Genomic DNA, 20710 nt, shown 5'->3' on the forward strand with positions numbered 1-20710 from the left:
TCCCGCCTTGCCCCACACATTTTGCACCACCATAGAAGGCGCCCATATCGTCGAGCGAGGTTTCCCCTTAAATGCCCGTAGTTGTTGTAGAATCTCCGGCCAAAGCAAAAACAATCAATAAGTATCTCGGCCCCGACTACACCGTTCTGGCCTCATACGGCCATGTGCGGGACCTGCCGCCCAAGGACGGATCGGTCGATACCGACGACGAATTCGCAATGAAATGGGAGGTCGGCAATGACAGCCGCAAGCATGTCAAAGCCATCGCCGATGCGCTGAAAGAAGACAACGCCCTGATCCTCGCCACTGACCCCGATCGCGAGGGTGAGGCGATCAGCTGGCACTTGCAGGAGGCACTGACCAAGCGGCGTTCGATCAAGAAGGACACACCGGTTAGTCGTGTAACCTTCAACGCCATTACAAAAGACGCCGTGACCGAGGCGATGCAGAACCCGCGTCAGGTCGACATGCCGCTGGTCGAGGCCTATCTGGCCCGCCGGGCGCTGGACTATCTTGTGGGGTTCAACCTGTCGCCGGTTTTGTGGCGCAAGCTTCCGGGTGCGAAATCCGCTGGCCGGGTGCAATCGGTCTGCCTGCGTCTGATCGTTGAGCGCGAGATGGAGATCGAGGCATTCAAACCGGTCGAATACTGGTCGGTCCGGGCGTTGTTCGAAACTCCACGCGGGCAAACCTATGAGGCCCGCCTTGTTACTTATGCTGGCAAGAAGCTGGACAAGCACGACCTCAAAGACGCTACGCAGGCGGAATTGGCGGTACAGGCGATCACCAGCCGCGCGCTGAGCGTGACGTCGGTCGAGGCCAAACCCGCGGCGCGCAACCCCTCTGCCCCGTTCATGACCTCGACCCTGCAGCAAGAGGCCAGCCGCAAGTTCGGCATGGGCGCGCGCCACGCGATGCAGGTGGCGCAGCGTCTGTATGAGGCCGGATACATTACTTATATGCGGACCGACGGCATCGACATGGCCCCCGAGGCCGTGGCCGCGACCCGCGATGCAATCACCGACCGCTATGGTGCCGAATACGTACCGGACAGCCCGCGTATCTATAAGAACAAGGCCAAGAACGCACAGGAAGCTCACGAATGTATCCGCCCGACGGATATGACGCGCGATGCCAAGGCGCTGAAGGTAACGGATGAAGATCAGCGCAAGCTGTATGATCTGATCTGGAAACGCACCATCGCGTGCCAGATGGCCGCCGCGCGGTTGGAGCGCACGACGGTCGAGATCGGCAGCGACGACGGTCAGGTCGGATTGCGTGCCACCGGACAGGTGGTGATGTTTGACGGGTTCATGCGCGTTTACGAAGAAGGTCGCGACGACGTCTCTGATGACGATGAAAAGCGCCTGCCGCAGATCACGCAGGGCGACCCGGCGCGGTTTGCCAAGACATCCCTCAAGGATCAATTCGCGAAGGCCGAAGAAAAGGCGGCGGTCCTGTCCGACAACGAAGCCGTTCTGGCCTTGCAGCACCACACCCAGCCCCCGCCGCGCTATACTGAGGCCACATTGGTCAAGCGGATGGAGGAGTTGGGGATCGGGCGCCCCTCGACTTATGCAAGCATCGTGACCACGATTCAGGACCGCGAGTATGTGCGCAAGGACAAGAACCGGCTGATCCCCGAGGAGAAGGGACGGATCGTCACGATCTTTCTGCTGAACTTTTTCCGTCAGTATGTGGGCTATGAGTTCACCGCCAATCTGGAAGAAGAGCTGGACGATGTCAGCGCGGGCGAGCGCGACTATAAGGACCTGCTGGGCAAGTTCTGGCGCGATTTCTCGGCTGCGATTGGCGAGACATCCCAACTGCGCATCTCGGAAGTGCTGGACAAGTTGGACGAAGCGCTGGCTCCGCAGCTTTACCCGCCGCGCGAGGATGGGTCTGATCCGCGTGTCTGTCCGAAATGCGGTGTCGGGCAACTGCACCTGAAAACCTCGCGCACGGGCGGGTTTGTCGGGTGCGGCAACTATCCCGAATGCACCTATACCCGCCCCATCGCAGGTGAAGGCGCCGAGGGCGACGAACGGTTGCTGGGTGAGGATGCCGGAGATGAGATCTGGCTGAAATCCGGCCGGTTCGGGCCTTATGTGCAGCGTGGCGAGCCCACGCCCGAGAACAAGAAGCCCCCCCGCGCCTCGCTGCCCCGTGGCTGGAGCAAGGATGACATGGATTTGGAGAAGGCGCTGACGCTCTTGTCCCTGCCCCGCCAGATCGGTGAACACCCCGAGGGCGGCATGATCACCTCGAATTTCGGGCGCTTTGGTCCTTATCTGATGCATCAGCTGGCCGACGAGGCCAAGCCGGTCTACGCCAACCTCAAAGACCCCAACGATGTGTTCGAAATCGGTATGAACCGTGCCGTGGAACTGCTGGCCGAAAAACGCGCCAACCCCGGTCGCGGGCGGCGGGCAGCCGCGAAACCGCTGAAAGAGCTGGGCGAACACCCTGATGGCGGGGCGATGCAGGTTCTGGACGGGCGGTATGGACCTTATGTGAAATGGGAGAAGGTCAACGCGACTCTGCCCAAGGACATCAAGCCCGAGGACGTGACGCTGGAAATGGCGGTCGAGCTGGCCAACGAGAAGGCGGCCAAGAAGGGCACAAAACGAAAAGCGGCCCCCAAAAAGAAGGCCGCCGCGAAGAAGACCACCAAGAAAGCGGCCAGTTAGGTAGAAATACCACTGACCCTCTGGTTTCATTGACTTCCCCGTGACGTGGCGGCACAAATCGGCCCAACACCATGTCATTGGGGGAGTTTTCCATGAAAAAAGTCTATGCCAATGCCACCGAAGCGCTGGATGGCGTGCTGTCGGATGGCATGTTGATCGCCGCAGGCGGGTTCGGCCTGTGCGGCATCCCTGAACTGCTGCTCGAGGCGATCCGGGAATCGGGTGTGCAGGACCTGACCTTTGCGTCGAACAACGCGGGTGTGGATGATTTCGGTATCGGCATCCTGCTGCAGACCAAACAGGTCAAGAAGATGATCAGCTCATATGTCGGCGAGAACGCGGAATTCATGCGCCAGTACCTGAGCGGCGAGCTTGAGCTGGAATTCACCCCGCAAGGCACGCTGGCCGAACGGATGCGGGCCGGTGGTGCGGGCATCCCGGGCTTCTATACCAAGACCGGAGTCGGCACCGTGATCGCCGAAGGCAAAGAGCACAAGGATTTCAACGGCGAGACCCATATCATGGAAGAAGGCATTTTCGCCGATCTCGCCATCGTCAAGGCGTGGAAGGCCGATGACACTGGCAACCTGATCTTCCGCAAGACCGCGCGCAACTTCAATGCTCCGGCGGCCACCTGCGGCAAGCTCTGCATCGCCGAGGTTGAAGAGATCGTGCCCCGCGGTTCACTGGACCCCGACAGCATCCATCTGCCCGGCATCTACGTGCATCGCCTGATTCAAGGCAGCCACGAAAAGCGCATCGAACAGCGCACCACCCGCAAGAAGGAGGACGCATAATGCCCTGGGATCGTAATCAGATGGCCGCGCGCGCGGCGCAAGAGCTGGAAGACGGCATGTATGTGAACCTCGGCATCGGCATCCCGACGCTGGTGGCGAACTATGTGGGCGACAAGGACATCACCCTGCAGTCCGAGAATGGAATGCTGGGTATGGGCCCCTTCCCTTTCGAGGGTGAAGAGGACCCTGACCTGATCAATGCCGGCAAGCAGACGATCACCGAACTGCCCCGCACCTCGTATTTCGACAGCGCGACGTCCTTTGCCATGATCCGGGGCGGCAAGATCGCCGCCGCTGTGCTGGGCGCGATGGAGGTCGACGAAGAGGGCGATCTGGCCAACTGGATGATCCCCGGCGTTCTGGTCAAGGGCATGGGCGGTGCGATGGATCTGGTTGCGGGTGTGGGCCGCGTGATCGTGGTGATGGATCACACCAACAAGCACGGCAAATCCAAGCTGCTGAAGAAATGCACCCTACCGCTGACCGGTAAGCAAGTGGTGAACCGCATTATCACCAATCTTGGCGTGCTGGACGTGGTCGAGGGTGGCCTGAAGATCGTCGAACTGGCCGAAGGCGTCACCGAGGACGAGATTCGCGCCGCGACCGAGGCTACTCTGGTCAACTGACCTGTGCCCTACGACTTTGAAAGGCCCGCGCAGGACGCGGGCCTTTTTCAGTTTACGGTCTGAAAGACGCAAGCGTCCGAGATGAACTCGGGCGGGTTGGTGCACAGCGCGCGCGCCACCTGAAAAGCGGCCAGCACCTTGGGCACATAGTCCCGGGTCTCGGCATATGGGGGCACGCCGCTGTGTTTGCGCACCGCCCCTTCGCCTGCATTATATCCGGCCAGCACAAGAATCGGGTCCTCACCGAACTCTTCCATCAACCAGTGCAGGTATTTCACGCCGCCCTCGATGTTCTGTTCGGGTTTGAAGCTATCCTTGACCCCGAAACGCGCTGCCGTGGCTGGCATCAGTTGCATCAGTCCCTGCGCCCCGGCTGAACTGACCGCCTCCGACCGTCCTGCCGATTCCACCGAGATCACCGCCAAAACCAGAGCGGGAGACACATTGGTTCCAACTGTCGCGCGCAGAATGTCGACGCCGCGCTGATCGGCGATATCCTGAATGGTCTGCAGGCGCGGCGCAGCGACGTTGGTCACCGACAGGGCCTGTATGGCCTCTCGCAACCGGCCCGCGCTGGCCTGCGCCAATTCGGGCGACACCCGGCTCCAGAATGCTTTGTAGGACCCGACCGGTTTTTCCGTACCCGCGATCTTTGGCGGGATCGACGGCGGAACCTTCGCGCGCGCAATGATGTCAGGCACGATCAGTTCGGCACCGGTACTGGGGGCCGAAGGCGACGCCGCATGCTGCTCGGGCGTGATCTGGATCGTCACCCGCGCGCGCGTTCCGGGTTTAGGAGCCTTGATACGCTTATAGACTCCACGCGGTTCGGGATCGCCCGCGGATACCGGAAGCGCCCCACCAGTAAGCCATGCCGCCATACCGGCGCATATAAGTGCGTTCCGGAGATACATTTGCCTGCCTCGATTTTTCTCTTTTTCAGTAGTTTGAACCCGATAACCGCTGCCAACACCAGAAAAACAAAGCGAAATGGGGCAATTTCGCCTCATTTGCCGCTATTTTGCATCGCTCGCGGCCTGGGTCGGGAAAAAAGATTGAATTTTTAACTAATGTTTTCAGCGTGTTGCGGAATTTATAACCAAAAAATTAAGCTTTGAGTGAAAAATTTTGGGTTTGGCCCAATTCCTGCCACGCACAAGGGGCAAACATATATCCATACCGAGACGATCGGGAGCGGACTGAGAGAGAAAGCTCTGAAAGACGCCGAGGTTTAGATTACTTTTGATCCTTTAGGAGGGACGTAACATGATCAAGTTCTTCAAGAACTTCCGCAAGACCGAAGACGGTGCCGTCACCGTAGACTGGGTCGTTCTGACCGCAGCCGTTGTTGCGCTGGCCGCAGTTGCATATAACCAAGTTCGCAACGGTGCCGACGATCTGGCGGGCAATGTTGAGGACGCGCTGAGCGATGTAACCATCAACACGCCGAACTTCGGTGACGGCGGTGACGGCGGCGACGGCGGCGACGGCGGCGACGGTGGCGACGGTGGCGACGGCGGTCAGGGCTAAGAAAGCCTCGCCTGACAAGTCGACATAAAATCGATTGTGGGGGTCATGTCTTTTCGAAAGGCATGACCCTTATTTTTTCACTCGCAAACTGGTGTATTCATGCTGAGCCAATTGGTAAGATTTGGAGAGCGCGAAGATGGTGCCATCACGGTTGATTGGGTCGTCTTGACCGCCGCCGTCGTGGCCCTGGGTACGATTGTATATGTTAATTTCCTTGGCCCCTTACAGCACGTCGACTCGGAATCGGGTCAGGCGCTCGCGGGCATAGAAATCGACGACCTGTCTTTCGACTGAATAGTCGTCAAGCAGCAATAGTGCTCTGGGCAAAAAAAAACCAAATCGCGCACAACCCGAATATTTATGCGAATTGTCCCCCTTTTCGACACAATTGGCCTGTACCCGAGGGACAATGGGACTCGTATATCTACGATAACCGAACAAACGTAACACGAAGAATAAGGTGACACGGATGCGTGCAGTTTTTGGACTTGTTCTGATCGTCGGGATCGCCCTTGCGGGCGGCGCAGTCTATCTGGCACGGGACTACATATCGCAAAATCAGGCTGAATTGGCGCTTGAACGGAAATTGCGGGCCGAAGCACTGGCAAAGGCGAAGGTTGAAGTGATTCCCACGGTTGGTGTTCTGGTGTCAAATCGCTCGCTCAAATATGGGCAGCGCCTTAAGCAGGATGATGTTCGCATTGTCGAATGGCCCGAGACCGCAGTACCCGAAGGCAGCTTCAAGGAAATGGCCGTTTTGTTCCCCGAAAATGCAAACGGCGACCGCTTTGTCCTGCGTGCGATGGAAAAAGACGAAGCCATCATGGGGATTAAGGTAACCAAACCTGGCGAAAAGGCAGGCCTGACATCGCGCTTGGAAAAAGGGATGCGCGCATTTGCGATCAGTGTTGACGTCGCAACAGGCGTGTCGGGTTTCCTGCGTCCGGGCGACAACGTTGATGTCTACTGGACCGGATCACTGAGAGGCGCGGTCGAAGGAGCAAGCGGTGAAATCACCCGCCTTATTCAGACACGGATCAAATTGATCGCAGTGGACCAGATCGCTGGGTCGGATGTCACGGGAACAACAATTGCCCGAACGGTGACCGTCTCGGCGACGCCCGAGCAAATTGCTGCTCTGGCACAGGCGCAGAACACCGGACGCCTTTCCCTTGCCCTGGTCGGCGTTCAGGATGAAACGGTTGCCAGTGCAATTGAAGTTGACCAGCGCAAGCTGTTGGGAATCAAGGAAGCAGCGCCCGCGCCTCGAAAAGCTAAAAAGAAGGTTTGCACGATCCGGACGCGCCGGGGTGGAAAAATCGTGGACACCCCCATCCCCTGCACAAACTGACGTCAATTCAGTCTGTTACATGCTGATGGCCGCGCCCCCTGCGCGGCCATTTTCGTTGCGATGTTGCGCATTGTCCACATAAAGAAAATTCCAGAAACCATTGATTATTGCAATAAATCCCGATTTCGCGCAGGGTTTCCCGATAGAGGGCATAAGACCCATAAAATCGAGTGGTGATCGGAGAGGCAGGTCACATGACAATACGTTCCTGGATCAGCGCAACCCTGCTGGGGTTGGCGCTTGTAGTGGGCCCGGTCGGCGACGCCGCCTGGGCTGAAAATCTTCGCGTGGTGAAGAAGGGTACAGCGGAATCGCTGGATGTCCCTGTTAACCGCGCCATTGTTGTCGAAAGCGAACAACCTTTCGCCGACATCAGCATTGCCAATGCCGGCATTGCGGACATCTCGACGCTGTCGGACCGGACAATCTATGTTCTCGGTCGAGAGCCGGGGATGACGACCATGACGCTGTTCGATGGCGCAGGCAACCTGATTGCCAACGTCCGCGTCCGCGTCGCGCCCGATGTCACCGAGTTCAAAGAGCGGTTGCGTCAAATTCTGCCGAACGAGCAGATTGAGGTTCGTACGGCGAATGACGGTATCGTCTTGTCGGGCACCGTATCAAGCGGTGCGCGCCTTGCCCGTGCCCTTGAACTGGCCGAACGGTATGCGCCCGAGCGGGTTTCAAACCTGATGAATGTGGGCGGCGTGCAACAGGTCATGCTGAAAGTGCGCTTTGCCGAAATGAACCGCTCCGTGGCCAAAAGCTTGTCGGCCTCGCTGGGCTTCGGCGGCTCTGACGTGACCGGCGGTATCAATGGTCTGAATACCCAAGGTGCACTCAACAACGCTTTGGGCAACAACATTCCCTTCGCACAATCCAACACAGGCGCAATCCTGTTCGGCTTCGGTGCAGGCTCGACACAGGTTCGGCTGCTGCTGGAAGCCTTGGAAACAAAGGGGTTGGCGCGTAGTCTGGCAGAACCGAACCTGTCAGCTCTTTCCGGTCAGGAAGCAACGTTTCTTGCCGGTGGCGAAGTTCCCATTCCGGTGCCTGCAGATGATGGCGTCGTTGCCATCGAATACCGGGCATTCGGTGTTGAAATTGACTTCATCCCCCGCGTTGTGGACGGAGATCTAATCAATCTTGAGATGGCAACTTCGGTCTCCAGCATTGATACCAGCTCTGATTTCACGATTAACGGCGATAATGTACCGAGTTTTATCACGAGGCAGACCAGCACAACCGTGGAACTGCGTGATGGAGAGAGCTTTGCGATCGCGGGCCTGATTCAGGATGACTTCAATGACCTAAGCAGCCAAATACCGTGGCTTGGCGACGTGCCGGTTCTCGGTGCCTTGTTCCGCAGCGCAGAATACCAGCGGGAACAAAGCGAGTTGGTCATCATCATCACGGCGCATCTGGTTTCGCCGACCCGTGGCGAAGCGCTGGCGCTGCCAACTGATCGTGTGAAGCCCCCCAGCGAGTTCGACTTGTTCGTGAACGGTCGGATATCGAGAACCGAGCGGGCGGGTAATGGCGCAGCCTCGGAAGTCGCCAAGCAGGACTTCGGCAACTCCTACGGCTATGTCCTGGATTGATTGGGAGGATAGAACCAATGCATAAGTGGATCATTACACTGGGTCTGTCGGTTGCTGTCGCAGCGTGCACCAGAGAAGCAGGCTATGAAGTTGATCAAGGGACTTTCGGCAACGCAACTCTGAACAACGCGCAGGTTATGAATGGCCAACTGACTTACGGTCAGATTCTTGCGCAGCGCTTTGCAGCCGAAGTTCCCACACAGATAAACTTTGCGTTCGATAGTGCTCAACTCGATGCTTCTGCGCAGCGTATCCTGCTGCAGCAGGCCACGTGGATAAAGCAGTTCCCGGAAGCCCGCTTTAGGGTGTATGGACATACGGACGCCGTGGGCTCTGAGTCTTACAACAAGAGCTTGGGCTTGCGTCGAGCGAACGCTGCGGTGGCCTTCTTGACACAACAGGGTATTTCACGTTCCCGGCTTGAGGCGGTCGTGTCTTTCGGCAAGTCCAGACCGCTGGTTGCGACCACGGATCGCGATCGGCGCAACCGGCGTACGGTCACCGAGGTTTCGGGTTTTGTTGATCGCCATCCGAATATCCTGGACGGTAAATACGCCCGAGTCGTCTATCGCCAGTATCTTTCCAGCGCGACACCGGGAAGCGGCCTGTCCGCGGAGACAGATCTCGGCAGCACTTCGGAATAATACAACCGAATTGGGCGGCATTGTCGCCCAATTCCCCACAATTGGTTCTTTTGCGCCCAATTCTTGCCCTACTTCCAAGCGACGTTGTGAACAATTGGGTGACCTGCGGCCAAAGTTGACCGCAACGGGCGACAGCAAACCAGAACTGACTTTTCACGCGTTCAAACGGTTTGCTCAGCCCTCTCGACGAGGATTGTGTTAATGACGAGCGCGACGCCGCATGATGAAAACTCCGCCATTCTGGCCTGCACCATCAGCCGGGATGTACAGAATTTCGACCTGCTGATCGAGGACATGGAGGCCGCGCTGGGTGAGCGTTGGGGCGATCTTGGTTTTGCCGAGGCCCTGGCATTCTTCAGCCAGCCCGAAGCCGAATCGCTGCAGTTCGTGGCGCTCGCTCTGGATGGTGATGACGAAGACAACCTGACGCTGATGGGTGAAATCATCACCCAAGCCAAGGAAAAGGGCATCAAAGTTGTTCTGATCGCCGAAGATGTCACGCCCGCCGCGCTGCATCAGTTGCTACGCAAGGGGGCCGATGAATTCGTCCCCTACCCGTTGCCGGAAAACGAGTTGCAGGAAGCCATCGAGCGGATGAACCGGCCCGACCCCGTTGCCGCACCTCAGGCTGCAGCGGTGCCGCTGTCCAACGGCGCGTCGAAAGAAGGCGCGCTGTTTGTGGTTCAGGGTCTTGCGGGCGGCGTCGGATCGACCACGATGGCCGTCAACCTGGCGTGGGAACTTGCCACCGTGTCGGCAAAAGAGGCACCCAAAGTGTGTCTAATCGACCTGGACCTGCAATACGGCACGGTATCGACCTATCTAGACCTCCCTCGCCACGAATCGGTATTCGAGATGCTCTCGGACACTGACTCCATGGACGAAGACTCTTTCGGTCAGGCGTTGCAAACCTTCGAGGACAAGCTGCAGGTGCTGACGGCGCCGTCGGATATGGTGCCGCTGGACATCATCACACCTGAGGACATCCAGCGCGTAATCGACACCGCGCGCAGCCATTTCGACTATGTCGTCGTCGACATGCCCAAGACGCTGGTACAGTGGTCCGAGACGGTTCTGCAGGCGGCGCATGTCTATTTTGCGCTGATCGAGCTGGACATGCGCTCGGCCCAGAACGCGCTGCGGCTGAAACGGGCCCTGCAGGCCGAGGAATTGCCGTTCAACAAGCTGCGTTTCGCGATGAACCGGGCGCCGAAGTTCACCGATCTCAATGGCAAGAGCCGGGTCAAGCGCATGGGCGAGAGCCTGGGCATTTCAATCGACCTGCTGTTGCCGGATGGCGGCAAGCCGGTCATGCAAAGCGGTGACCACGGGCTGCCACTGGCCAGTTCTGCGGCCAAGAATCCGTTGCGCCGCGAAATCGCCAAGCTGGCCCAGTCCCTTCATAGTCTGGGCAGCAGCGACGCCGAAGCCGCATAACCCGAGGGGGAACCACCGTGTTTTCAAGATACAAGAAACAGCCCTCGGCACAGCCGGTCGAGACCAAGGCGCCCGCCGCAGCCCCTGCTGCCGCCGCGCCCACCGCAACGGCGGTGGCCCGCAAGCCGGTACAGAAAAAAGCTGCCGAGGTTGTTGGCAACGACAAAGAGCGCAAGCGCAAAGAGCGTCTGGGCGAGATCAAGCTGGAACTGCACCGCGAACTACTGGAAAACCTGAACCTCGCCGCCCTTGAAAACGCGGCTGAGGCCGAGCTGCGGACCGAGATCAGCGCAATCGCCAGCGAAGTTCTGGAAGCGCGCAACATCGTGCTGAACCGCGAAGACCGCACCCAGCTGAACAAAGAGCTTTATGACGAGGTCACCGGCCTCGGCCCGCTTGAGACGCTGCTGCAGGACGATTCGGTCAACGATATTCTGGTGAACGGCCCGCAGCAGATCTTTGTGGAACGCGCGGGTAAGCTGGAACTCAGCGACATCACGTTCAAGGACGAAAAGCACCTGATGCGGATCATCGACAAGATCGTGTCCGCCGTGGGCCGTCGCGTTGATGAATCCAACCCTTATGTTGACGCCCGTCTGGCCGATGGTTCGCGTTTCAATGCCATGGTACCGCCGATTGCGGTGGATGGATCGCTGGTTTCCATTCGTAAATTTAAGAAAGACAAGCTGGGTATCGACGATCTGGTCAATTTCGGTGCGTTCACCGAAGAAATGGCCGCCTATCTGCAAGCCGCAGTCTCGACCCGTCTGAACATCATCGTCTCGGGCGGTACAGGTTCGGGTAAGACGACCACGCTGAACGCCCTATCCAGCTTTATCGACGATGCCGAACGCATCCTGACCATCGAGGATACGGCGGAACTTCAACTGCAGCAGACCCATGTGGGCCGGATGGAAAGTCGCCCGCCCAACGTCGAAGGCAAAGGCGAGGTCAGCCCGCGCGACTGCCTTAAAAACGCCCTGCGTATGCGCCCCGACCGCATCATCGTGGGCGAGACGCGTGGCGCCGAGGTAATCGACATGCTGCAAGCCATGAACACCGGCCATGACGGCTCGATGACCACGATCCACGCCAACTCGGCTCGGGATGGTATCTCGCGTCTCGAGAACATGATTGCGATGGCCGGGATCGAGATGCCAATCAAGGCGGTCCGCAGCCAGATCGCATCAGCGGTAAACCTGATCGTGCAGGCCAGCCGCTTGCAGGACGGCTCGCGCCGGATGACCTCGATCACCGAGATTACCGGGATGGAGGGCGACGTGATTTCGATGCAGGAAATCTTTCGTTTCCAACGCGTTGGCCTGACGCCCGACAACAAGATCATCGGTCATTTCACCGCCACCGGCGTGCGCAGTCACTACTCCGAGCGCTTCCGCCTGTGGGGCTTTGACCTGCCCGCTTCGATCTATGACCCGACCACGATGTAGGAGACCGGGGATATGCAACTGCCTGTTGAGGCGCTTATTTACATCGCCATCTTCGTTGGGGTCGTCGCCCTGGTCGAAGGGATTTATCTGGTTGCCTTCGGCAAGTCGATCAGCCTGAACAGCCGCGTCAATCGCCGCCTGGACATGATCGACAAGGGCGTCGGACGCGAGCAGGTTCTGGAACAGCTGCGCAAGGAAATGCAGCAGCACATGAAAACCCAGAGCATTCCGCTCTACTCTCTGCTGGCCGACAAGGCGCAGAAGGCGGCGATTGCCTTTTCACCGAGACAACTGATCATGATCATGGTGTTGCTTTCGGGCCTCGCATTCATGGGGCTGAGCGTCGGTACTGGCACGGAACTCACGTTGAGGATCGGGATTTCGATCGTGATCGGCGTGGGCGCGGTCTACGCTTGGGTCAACCACAAGGCCAAGAAACGAATGGGCCTAATCGAAGAGCAGTTGCCGGATGCGGTAGAGCTGATGGTTCGTTCGCTTCGGGTGGGCAACCCTTTCGTGTCGTCGGTCCAGATCGTGGCAAAAGAAGTTGAGGATCCGCTGGCGACCGAGTTCGGCATAATCTCGGACGAAGCTGCCTATGGGCGCGACATCGGAGAAGCGCTGAAGGATATGGCCGCGCGTCTCGATATGCAGGATCTGCGCTTTCTGGCCGTGGCTGTTTCGATCCAGCAGCAGTCTGGCGGTAACCTCGCAGAAATCCTTGCCGGCTTGGCTAAAGTTATCCGCGCACGCTTTCGCTTGTTCCGCAGGGTCAAAGCCATCACAGCCGAGGCACAATGGTCGGGCAAGTTCCTGTCCGGATTTCCGCTGGCCTGTCTGGTCTTTATTCTGGTCAAAGATCCAAACTACTACGACTCGGTTCTTGATCATCCTTTTTTCATTCCGGCCTGTTTCTTTGTTGGGATCATGCTGACGCTCAACCTGATCGTCATGCGTATTCTGACAAACATCAAAGTTTGAGAGGCGACCATGGAATTCCTTGCAAACATCAACGACCTCCTTACGCAGCAATTGGGTGAGTTCGGCCCTTTGATCGTGGTCGGAGTCTTGGGGTTGTTCATGATTCTGGTCACCATCCCCCTGATCCTGAACCAACCTGAGGATCCGCTCAAAAAACTGCAGAGATCGAACTCAGCCCCTAGAAGAGCCAAATCCGACAAAAAGGAACGCCTTCGGAACACAGGGCGCAACGAGCAGTTGGAGAAGTTCGCCAACTTCCTCGAGCCCAAAAACGAGGAAGAGTATTCTGCGGTCCAACTCAAACTGCGACAGGCGGGTTACCAGTCTAAAGACGCGGTGCGGTTCTACAATTTTGCACAATTCGCGCTGGGTATCGTTGGTATCATAATCGGCATCCTGTTGGTCACTGTGTTTGCAGGGGATGAAGAATTCGACTCAACGCAACTCCTGATCCGGGTGCTGTTGCCTGGCCTGATTGGCTATTTCATACCAAAATACTGGATCACCCGACGCGTTGCTGAACGGCAAGAGGCGATCACCAGCGGCTTTCCCGACACGCTCGACCTGATGCTTGTCTGTGTGGAAGCGGGGCAATCCATGGATCAGGCCATCGTGCGCGTCGCCAACGAAATGAAAGCGTCCTATCCCGATATCGCACTTGAGTTCGAAATCGTCGCCTATGAGATGAAGGCCGGCAAGGACAAAGACACTGTTCTGAGGGATTTTGCAACACGCTGCGGCGTGCAGGACATCAGCGCCTTTGTGACTGTGATGATCCAGTCCGCCACCTTCGGCACCTCAATCGCCGAGGCCCTGCGGGTCTATGCGGATGAAATGCGGGACAAACGCGTGATGCGCGCTGAAGAAGCCGCAAACAAACTGCCAACAAAAATGACGCTCGCGACGATGATGCTGACCGTTCCCCCCCTGCTGATCATTCTTGTTGGGCCGTCGGCAAAGGGTATTATGGAGTTTGGAAGTCAGGGAGTAAGCACCGGAGGCTAATGTCCAGATGATAGCGTCCGTTTATTTGACGTTGAGACACATCCGAGTTGTCCTTCAAGCCACCATGGTTCTCGCCATGGTGGCTTCGTGCACCGAAACTGCCCCCGGGGATGATCCCTTTGCCCCCGGCGTCGACCCCAAGGGCCCGACCGTGGACGAGATTGCGGTTGGCAATCGTCTCATGGCGGCGGGCGAATATGAACTGGCGATGGATTCGTTTACCCGCGCCGCCCTGCAGCAGGGCATGACGCCCGAGGTCCTGACATCGCTGGGCACCGCCAATCTGGGGCTGCGCCGGATCGGGCAGGCCGAACCTTTGTTGCGCCGCGCCGTTGAGGATGATCCCGACTGGCCGGTTGCATGGAACAATCTGGGCGTCTTCCTGATTGAGACCGGCGAATATGCTGAGGCCTCTCAGGTGTTTCGCAAGGCCTATGCGTTGGACAATGGCGAAAGTGACGCAATCCGCGACAATCTGCGGTTAGCACTCGCAAAAATGGAAAATCCTGTTAATAATACCCCACAAGAACAAGAATTTGAGCTGGAACAGCGCGGTAACGGACAATTTGTTCTGCGCAAAACCCGGCAGTAGAGGCAAGAGCAGTAAAAGGACGCAAAAATGCGCCAATCCGTCTTGATTCCGACGATGCTTGTGTGCGGGCTGGTTTTGACCGCTTGCGCAAAAGAGACCGAAGAGGAAAAGGTCGAGCGCACCTTTCAGGAAGTCAACGTCATTGACGAGACCAACCTGAACGACGTGATGCTGAACGCGGCCGACCCGAACGAGGCCGTCACCTATTTCCGCGGCGCTGCCGCCAAGAATCCCGACCGGATCGACCTGCAGCGCGGATTGGCCATTACCCTGACCCGCGCCAAGCGCAGCACCGAAGCCGCCGCCGCGTGGAAACGGGTTCTGGGCATGAAGGGTGCAAACAACGCCGACCGGGTGGAATATGCCGACGCTCAGGTGCGCAGCGGTAACTGGGATGGCGCGAGGGCGACGCTGGACAAGATCCCACCCACCTATGAAACATTCAAACGCTATCGGCTGGAGGCGGTGGTCGCCGATTCCCGGAAGGACTGGAAGCGCTCCGACCATTTCTATGAAACCGCCGTTGGCCTGACCACGCGCCCGGCGGGTGTGATGAACAACTGGGGCTACTCCAAACTGACACGCGGAGACTATGCCGAGGCCGAACGGCTGTTCACCGAAGCCATCCGTCAGGACAACTCGCTGTTCACCGCCAAGAACAACCTGGTTTTGGCCCGCAGCGCACAAGGCAACTACGCCCTGCCGGTTGTGCCCATGACCCAGATCGAACGTGCCACGCTGTTGAATACAATGGCCATTTCCGCCGTCAAACAAGGCGATGTCACCCTGGCCAAGAACCTCTACCGCGAGGCGATCGCGACCCATCCGCAGCATTTTGACGAGGCGGTCCGCTCGCTCCGCGCGCTCGAGGAAGCCTGATCCATGGCCATTCCCGCGGTGGCAGCAGCATGGTTTTTACCCTTTGTGCTGCCGCTGTGTTTCTATGTCGCCTTCACCGATATGCGTGAAATGCTGATCAAGAACCATGCGGTTGTGGCGCTGGCGGTGGTGTTTGCCGTGGTCGGTTTTTTTGTCTTGCCGCCCTGGTCCGGTGACTGGGTCGACGGGTCTGTCGGCCCTCTGGCACTTTCTCTGCCCGTTTATGTCTGGCAACTGCTTCACATCGTTGTGGTTCTGCTGATCGGTATTCTGCTGAACGCGGCTGGCGTGATGGGAGCCGGGGACGCCAAGTTTTGCGCCGCCGCCGCCGCCTTTGTCTGGGTGGGCGATCTGGGGCTGGTCATGGTGATCCTGACCGCAACAACCTTGGGGGCGGTCGCTGCGCATCGGCTGGCCAAGCACACCCCTTTGCGCCAGATCGCGCCACATTGGGAAAGCTGGGACCGAGGCAAGCAGTTTCCGATGGGGCTGACGCTTGCCGGCAGCCTTGCCATCTATCTGATCCTGGGCACAATTCACGGATCGTAAACAATCATCAGCGCGCCTTGCCCGCGCCTTGGTACTGCCACAAAGCCGCGTCAAATTTTTCCCAAACGGCCCTTTGCGGGGCCTTTGACGTGGTAATTGACAGACGAGTCCCGCTCATGAACATGCAGACGACCTCGGTTATGGCCCCCCCTGCCCCCAAAGGGTTGGCCGAAATGCAGCTTCCGCTGGTGATGATGCGGGACATCCTGCTGAAAACGATCTTTCGCAAAAACGTCGACACGGTGACCGAGGTGGCCGCCGCAGTCTGTCTGCCCGGCTCGGTCACGCAGGAACTGATCGACATCGCGCGCGAACAGAAACTGCTTGAGGCGACGGGTACCCTGAATGCCAACTCGGGCAACGAAATGGGCTATCAGCTGACCGATGCGGGCAAGGCGCGCGCTTTGGATGCGCTCAGCCAGTCGGAATATTTCGGCGCGATGCCGGTTCCGCTGGATGTCTATCGCGAACAGGTCAAGCGCCAGTCGATCCGCAACATTCAGGTCACGCGCGATCAGTTGACCGGGGCCATGGGCCATCTGGTTCTGCCCGACAGCCTGCTGGACCATCTGGGCCCGGCGGTCAGCGCAGGCCGTTCGATCCTGATGTATGGCCCTCCGGGCAACGGTAAATCCTCGATCTCGAACGGCATCCGGGATGCGTTGGGCGACAGTGTCTATGTTCCGCGCGCCGTTGAATATTCCGGTCAGGTGATCACGGTTTACGACCCGATCGTGCATACCGCGATCGAACAGGAAGAAGACGACCCCAACAGCCTGCGTCGCCGCAAACGGTTCGACACGCGCTACGTTCAATGCGAACGCCCGACCGTTGTGACGGGTGGTGAACTATCGCTGAGTATGCTGGATCTGGTCTACAACCCCACCGCGCGGACCTATCAGGCCCCGCTGCAGCTGAAATCCACCGGCGGCATCTTCATCGTGGACGACCTTGGGCGTCAGGCCGAGCCTCCTCAGGCGCTGATCAACCGCTGGATTGTTCCGCTGGAGGAAAGCAAGGACATCCTCGGCCTCCAATCGGGCGAGAAGTTCGAGGTTCCCTTCGACACGCTGGTCATCTTCTCGACCAACTTCCATCCAAACGAAATCTTCGACCAAGCGGCCCTGCGCCGGATCTTCTTCAAGATCAAGATCGACGGCCCGAACCAGGAAAACTTCCTGAAGATCTTCGCCATGGTGGCCCGCAAGCGCGGTATCCCGCTGGACGAGTCCGCTTTGGTCCATCTGCTGAAGGTCAAATATCCGACCATCAACAATATCTACGCGAATTATCAGCCGATCTTCCTGATCGACCAGATGATCTCGATCTGCGAGTTCGAAGGCATTCCCTATCAGATGAGCCCCGACCTGATTGATCGTGCCTGGGCGAATATGTTCGTCAAGGAAGAAAAGATCATCCACTGACCCCCTACCCTTCTGATCCCCGGCGGGTAATCTGCACCCATGACGCAGATTCCCGCCCGGATTAGCGATTGGTTTGCCGCCAAAGGCTGGTCGATCCATCCCCATCAGCAGCAGATGTTCGACCGGGCACAGGACCCGGCGACCCTGCTGATCGCACCAACGGGCGGGGGCAAGACGATGGCCGGGTTTCTGCCATCCCTGTTCGAACTGGCCGACGGAACGCACGACGGGCTGCACACGATCTATGTCTCGCCGCTCAAGGCGTTGGCCGCTGATATCCGCCGCAACCTGCGCACCCCCGTGGATGAGATCGGCCTGCCCATCCGCATCGAGGACCGCACCGGAGACACCTCGGCCACGCAAAAGAAGCGCCAGCGCGCCGACCCGCCGCATATCCTGCTGACCACACCCGAAAGCCTTGCCCTACTGACATCATACGAGGACGCGCCCCGGATGTTTCGCGGGGTGCAGCGTATTATCGTCGATGAGATTCACGCACTGGCCGAAAGCAAGCGCGGAGATCAACTGATGTTGGCGCTGGCGCGGCTACAAACGCTCTGCCCACGTCTGCGCCGCGTTGGTCTGTCGGCCACTGTCGAAGATCCCGAGGGCATCGCGCGCTTTCTGACCGGTCACCCCGATCCTTGCTACATCATTCAGGCCGATCCCGGTCCTGACCCTGATATCGCCATGCTGCAAACCGACGAGATGCCCCCATGGTCAGGCGGCGGCGCAGCCTATGCCATCCCGGCGGTGCTGCAGCAGATCAGGCAGCATAAAACCACGCTGATCTTCCACAACACCCGCGCACAGGCCGAGATTTTCTTTCACAATCTGTGGCTTGCGAACGAAGAGGGTCTGCCCATCGGCATCCATCATGGCAGCCTGGACCGGCAACAGCGCGAACGGGTCGAGGCCGCGATGGTGCGCGGCGATTTGCGGGCAATTGTGTGCACAGGCAGCCTCGATCTGGGGATCGACTGGGGTGATGTGAATCTGGTGATCCAGATCGGTGCACCGAAGAATGTCAAACGGCTGGTCCAGCGGATCGGGCGGGCGAATCATCGTTACAACGCGCCGTCCAAGGCGCTTTTGGTGCCCGCAAACCGGTTTGAGGTGGTGGAATGCGTGGCCGCGCTGCAGGCGGTGCAAGAGCATGATCTGGACGGCGATCCGCGCGGGACCGGGCCTCGGGACGTACTGTGCCAGCATATCCTGATCGCGGCGGCGGCAGGGCCGTTCGAGGCCGATGCGCTTTATGCCGAGATGACCGCCGCGGGGCCTTATGCTGCTCTCAGCCGCGCCGCGTTCGATGCCTGCCTAGATTTCTCTGCCACCGGTGGCTATGCCTTTCGCGCCTACGACCGCTGGCAGCGCCTGCAACAACGGCCCGACGGGCGCTGGCAATTGCGTGATCCCCGGGCGGCGCAGCGTATTCGTATGAATCTGGGCACAATTCAGGACACCGACACACTGAAGGTCCGCCTGAAACGCAATCGTGGCGGCAAGCCTCTGGGCGAGGTCGAAGAGGGCTTTGCCGCGTCTCTGACCCCAGGCGATACCTTTCTGATCGGCGGCCAGATCGTGCGCTATGAAGGTCTGCGCGAGATGGTGGTCGAGGTCAGTCGCCGCGCTGACCGCAAACCCAAGATCGCCACCTTCTCGGGCACGAAATTCGCCACCTCGACACAGCTGAGCGACCGCATCCTGCGTATGTTTGCGCAATCTGACTGGCCACAGCTGCCCGCGCATACGGCCGACTGGCTGGCCCTGCAGCGTGAGGTTTCACGTCTGCCAGAGCGCGACCGGTTGCTGATCGAAAGCTTCCCCGATCAGGGCCGTGAACATCTGTGCGTTTACGGATTCGCCGGGCGCAACGCCCAGCAGACGCTGGGGCTGTTGCTGACCAAACGGATGGAGGAAACAGGGCTGGCCCCGCTGGGCTTTGTCGCCACCGACTATGCCACGTTGATCTGGGGGCTCGATGCGGTGACCGATCCACGCCCACTGTTCCGTCTGGATGCGCTGCGTGACGGGTTAGAGACATGGCTGGCGGGCAATGCGGTGATGAAACGGACCTTTCGCGCCTCGGCCACGATCGCGGGCCTGATCGAGCGCAATACGGGCGGGCAACGCAAAAGCGGGCGGCAGGCCACGTTTTCGTCGGATATCCTCTATGACACGCTGTTGAAATACGACCCCGACCACCTGCTGATGCAGATCACGCGTGAGGAAGCCATGCGCGGGCTGGTCGATTTCGGGCGGATCGAGGCGATGATCGCCCGGATCGGGGGTCGCGTTGATCTGCTGCGACTGGAAAGGGTCTCGCCCCTTGCGGCGCCGCTGTTTCTTGAGGTCGGCAAGGTCCCTGTCAAAGGTGAGGCCGAAGAGCGCCTGCTGGCCGAGGAAAGCGCCCGCCTGATGCGGGCCGCGGGGCTGGATCAGGGCTGAAACGCCTTGCGCACCGCCGCAAAACAGGCAAAGAACGGATCATGAACGCTTTTGAGTTTACCTTTGCCGGGCAATCCCTGTCGGCCCTTGGGTCCGGTGCATTGTGGTGGCGGGATCAAAACCTGCTCTGTGTATCAGACCTGCATCTGGGCAAGTCCGAGCGTGTAGCCCGCCGTGGCGGCCCGACCCTGCCCCCTTATGACAGCTGCGAAACCCTGAACCGGCTGGCAGCCGATCTTGCCCATACCGGCGCGGCAACGGTGATCTGTCTGGGCGACAGCTTTGATGATCTCGATGCCTTGGGCGCGCTGGCGAATGCGGACAAGCTGCAGGTGACCGCCCTGCAGGCCGGGCGGCGCTGGATCTGGATCGAGGGGAACCATGACCCCGGGCCAGTCGAGTTGGGCGGTACGCATCTGGCCGAATGGCTTTGCAACGGTCTGACCTTTCGCCACATCGCTCGCACGGATGCCCGGAGCGAGATCTCGGGACACTATCATCCCAAGGTCCGTCTGAACGCCCGCGGACGCACGGTTACGCGTCCGGCCTTTCTGTTGGATCAAACCCGACTGATCCTGCCCGCCTATGGCACCTATACCGGCGGGCTGCGCAGTACCGATGATGCGCTGGCGGCGCTGATGGCCCCGGGCGCCCGGGCTATCCTGACGGGCGCTTCCCCAAAGCTTGTGCCGATGCCGCGCTAGG

At 59.0% G+C, this 20710-nt stretch carries 18 protein-coding genes; 17 read left to right on the forward strand and 1 reads right to left on the reverse strand.

Translation table 11 applies throughout. From position 1 onward, the window contains the following. Positions 1-71: 71 nt before the first annotated feature. From topA to ACR0J1_RS08950, 3 genes are all read left to right on the forward strand, one after another. Positions 72-2690 carry a type I DNA topoisomerase gene (gene topA / locus ACR0J1_RS08940; RefSeq protein ID WP_480732603.1) on the forward strand — a complete coding sequence of 873 codons (2619 nt, stop codon included), beginning with the start codon at positions 72-74 and terminating at the stop codon, positions 2688-2690. Between the two features lie 92 nt (positions 2691-2782). After that, positions 2783-3487 carry a CoA transferase subunit A gene (locus ACR0J1_RS08945; RefSeq protein ID WP_480528438.1) on the forward strand — a complete coding sequence of 235 codons (705 nt, stop codon included), beginning with the start codon at positions 2783-2785 and terminating at the stop codon, positions 3485-3487. Next, positions 3487-4113, forward strand: a complete 627-nt coding sequence (locus tag ACR0J1_RS08950) for a CoA transferase subunit B (RefSeq protein ID WP_480528437.1) — start codon at positions 3487-3489, stop codon at positions 4111-4113. The genes ACR0J1_RS08945 and ACR0J1_RS08950 overlap by 1 nt, the downstream gene beginning before the upstream one ends. A 47-nt stretch (positions 4114-4160) precedes the next feature. Here the strand turns inward: ACR0J1_RS08950 and ACR0J1_RS08955 are convergent, their stop codons facing one another. Continuing rightward, positions 4161-4994 (reverse strand): lytic transglycosylase domain-containing protein, encoded by an 834-nt coding sequence (locus ACR0J1_RS08955; RefSeq protein ID WP_480732600.1) that lies wholly within the window; start codon positions 4992-4994, stop codon positions 4161-4163. A gap of 385 nt (positions 4995-5379) precedes the next feature. On the opposite strand from ACR0J1_RS08955, the gene ACR0J1_RS08960 reads away from it, so the two are divergent. From ACR0J1_RS08960 to pdeM, 14 genes are all read left to right on the forward strand, one after another. Further along, positions 5380-5643, forward strand: coding sequence for a hypothetical protein (locus tag ACR0J1_RS08960; RefSeq protein ID WP_480732599.1), 264 nt, complete (start codon positions 5380-5382; stop codon positions 5641-5643). Positions 5644-6112: 469 nt separating this feature from the next. After that, a complete protein-coding gene (gene cpaB / locus ACR0J1_RS08965; protein WP_480732596.1) occupies positions 6113-6994 on the forward strand; it encodes a Flp pilus assembly protein CpaB in 882 nt (293 codons plus the stop codon). A gap of 194 nt (positions 6995-7188) precedes the next feature. Next, complete coding sequence (locus ACR0J1_RS08970; protein WP_480732594.1) at positions 7189-8595, forward strand: type II and III secretion system protein family protein; 1407 nt, start codon at positions 7189-7191, stop codon at positions 8593-8595. Positions 8596-8612: 17 nt separating this feature from the next. Further along, entirely contained in the window at positions 8613-9239 is a 627-nt protein-coding gene (locus ACR0J1_RS08975) for an OmpA family protein (protein WP_480732593.1), read from the forward strand. A 201-nt stretch (positions 9240-9440) separates the two neighbouring features. Then, positions 9441-10676 (forward strand): CpaE/TadZ family protein, encoded by a 1236-nt coding sequence (locus tag ACR0J1_RS08980; protein ID WP_480732592.1) that lies wholly within the window; start codon positions 9441-9443, stop codon positions 10674-10676. A gap of 17 nt (positions 10677-10693) precedes the next feature. Further along, positions 10694-12124, forward strand: a complete 1431-nt coding sequence (locus ACR0J1_RS08985) for a TadA family conjugal transfer-associated ATPase (protein ID WP_480732590.1) — start codon at positions 10694-10696, stop codon at positions 12122-12124. A 12-nt stretch (positions 12125-12136) separates the two neighbouring features. Further along, positions 12137-13105, forward strand: a complete 969-nt coding sequence (locus ACR0J1_RS08990; protein WP_480732588.1) for a type II secretion system F family protein — start codon at positions 12137-12139, stop codon at positions 13103-13105. Between the two features lie 9 nt (positions 13106-13114). Continuing rightward, positions 13115-14110 (forward strand): type II secretion system F family protein, encoded by a 996-nt coding sequence (locus ACR0J1_RS08995; protein WP_480732586.1) that lies wholly within the window; start codon positions 13115-13117, stop codon positions 14108-14110. A 76-nt stretch (positions 14111-14186) separates the two neighbouring features. Further along, positions 14187-14702, forward strand: coding sequence for a tetratricopeptide repeat protein (locus ACR0J1_RS09000; protein WP_480732584.1), 516 nt, complete (start codon positions 14187-14189; stop codon positions 14700-14702). A 27-nt stretch (positions 14703-14729) separates the two neighbouring features. Beyond that, positions 14730-15581: a tetratricopeptide repeat protein gene (locus ACR0J1_RS09005; RefSeq protein ID WP_480732582.1), complete on the forward strand. Its 852-nt coding sequence runs from the start codon at positions 14730-14732 to the stop codon at positions 15579-15581. A gap of 3 nt (positions 15582-15584) precedes the next feature. Next, positions 15585-16130: a prepilin peptidase gene (locus ACR0J1_RS09010; RefSeq protein WP_480732580.1), complete on the forward strand. Its 546-nt coding sequence runs from the start codon at positions 15585-15587 to the stop codon at positions 16128-16130. Between the two features lie 116 nt (positions 16131-16246). Next, on the forward strand, positions 16247-17554 hold the full coding sequence (locus tag ACR0J1_RS09015; protein ID WP_480732578.1) for an ATPase: 1308 nt from the start codon (positions 16247-16249) through the stop codon (positions 17552-17554). Between the two features lie 39 nt (positions 17555-17593). Beyond that, the gene (locus tag ACR0J1_RS09020) at positions 17594-20005 is read left to right on the forward strand and encodes a ligase-associated DNA damage response DEXH box helicase (protein WP_480732576.1); all 2412 of its coding nucleotides are present in this window, start codon (positions 17594-17596) and stop codon (positions 20003-20005) included. Positions 20006-20046: 41 nt separating this feature from the next. Next, a complete protein-coding gene (pdeM, locus tag ACR0J1_RS09025; RefSeq protein ID WP_480732574.1) occupies positions 20047-20709 on the forward strand; it encodes a ligase-associated DNA damage response endonuclease PdeM in 663 nt (220 codons plus the stop codon). The last annotated feature ends 1 nt before the right edge of the window (position 20710 follow it).

It is taken from the genome of Ruegeria sp. CJ3, assembly GCF_056536725.1.

Coding starts and splice junctions, on each gene's coding strand:
- topA (WP_480732603.1), top strand. CDS start 72: ATGCCCGTAGTTGTTGTAGAATCTCCGGCCAAAGCAAAAACAATCAAT.
- ACR0J1_RS08945 (WP_480528438.1), top strand. CDS start 2,783: ATGAAAAAAGTCTATGCCAATGCCACCGAAGCGCTGGATGGCGTGCTG.
- ACR0J1_RS08950 (WP_480528437.1), top strand. CDS start 3,487: ATGCCCTGGGATCGTAATCAGATGGCCGCGCGCGCGGCGCAAGAGCTG.
- ACR0J1_RS08955 (WP_480732600.1), bottom strand. CDS start 4,994: ATGGCGGCATGGCTTACTGGTGGGGCGCTTCCGGTATCCGCGGGCGAT.
- ACR0J1_RS08960 (WP_480732599.1), top strand. CDS start 5,380: ATGATCAAGTTCTTCAAGAACTTCCGCAAGACCGAAGACGGTGCCGTC.
- cpaB (WP_480732596.1), top strand. CDS start 6,113: ATGCGTGCAGTTTTTGGACTTGTTCTGATCGTCGGGATCGCCCTTGCG.
- ACR0J1_RS08970 (WP_480732594.1), top strand. CDS start 7,189: ATGACAATACGTTCCTGGATCAGCGCAACCCTGCTGGGGTTGGCGCTT.
- ACR0J1_RS08975 (WP_480732593.1), top strand. CDS start 8,613: ATGCATAAGTGGATCATTACACTGGGTCTGTCGGTTGCTGTCGCAGCG.
- ACR0J1_RS08980 (WP_480732592.1), top strand. CDS start 9,441: ATGACGAGCGCGACGCCGCATGATGAAAACTCCGCCATTCTGGCCTGC.
- ACR0J1_RS08990 (WP_480732588.1), top strand. CDS start 12,137: ATGCAACTGCCTGTTGAGGCGCTTATTTACATCGCCATCTTCGTTGGG.
- ACR0J1_RS08995 (WP_480732586.1), top strand. CDS start 13,115: ATGGAATTCCTTGCAAACATCAACGACCTCCTTACGCAGCAATTGGGT.
- ACR0J1_RS09000 (WP_480732584.1), top strand. CDS start 14,187: ATGGTGGCTTCGTGCACCGAAACTGCCCCCGGGGATGATCCCTTTGCC.
- ACR0J1_RS09005 (WP_480732582.1), top strand. CDS start 14,730: ATGCGCCAATCCGTCTTGATTCCGACGATGCTTGTGTGCGGGCTGGTT.
- ACR0J1_RS09010 (WP_480732580.1), top strand. CDS start 15,585: ATGGCCATTCCCGCGGTGGCAGCAGCATGGTTTTTACCCTTTGTGCTG.
- ACR0J1_RS09015 (WP_480732578.1), top strand. CDS start 16,247: ATGAACATGCAGACGACCTCGGTTATGGCCCCCCCTGCCCCCAAAGGG.
- ACR0J1_RS09020 (WP_480732576.1), top strand. CDS start 17,594: ATGACGCAGATTCCCGCCCGGATTAGCGATTGGTTTGCCGCCAAAGGC.
- pdeM (WP_480732574.1), top strand. CDS start 20,047: ATGAACGCTTTTGAGTTTACCTTTGCCGGGCAATCCCTGTCGGCCCTT.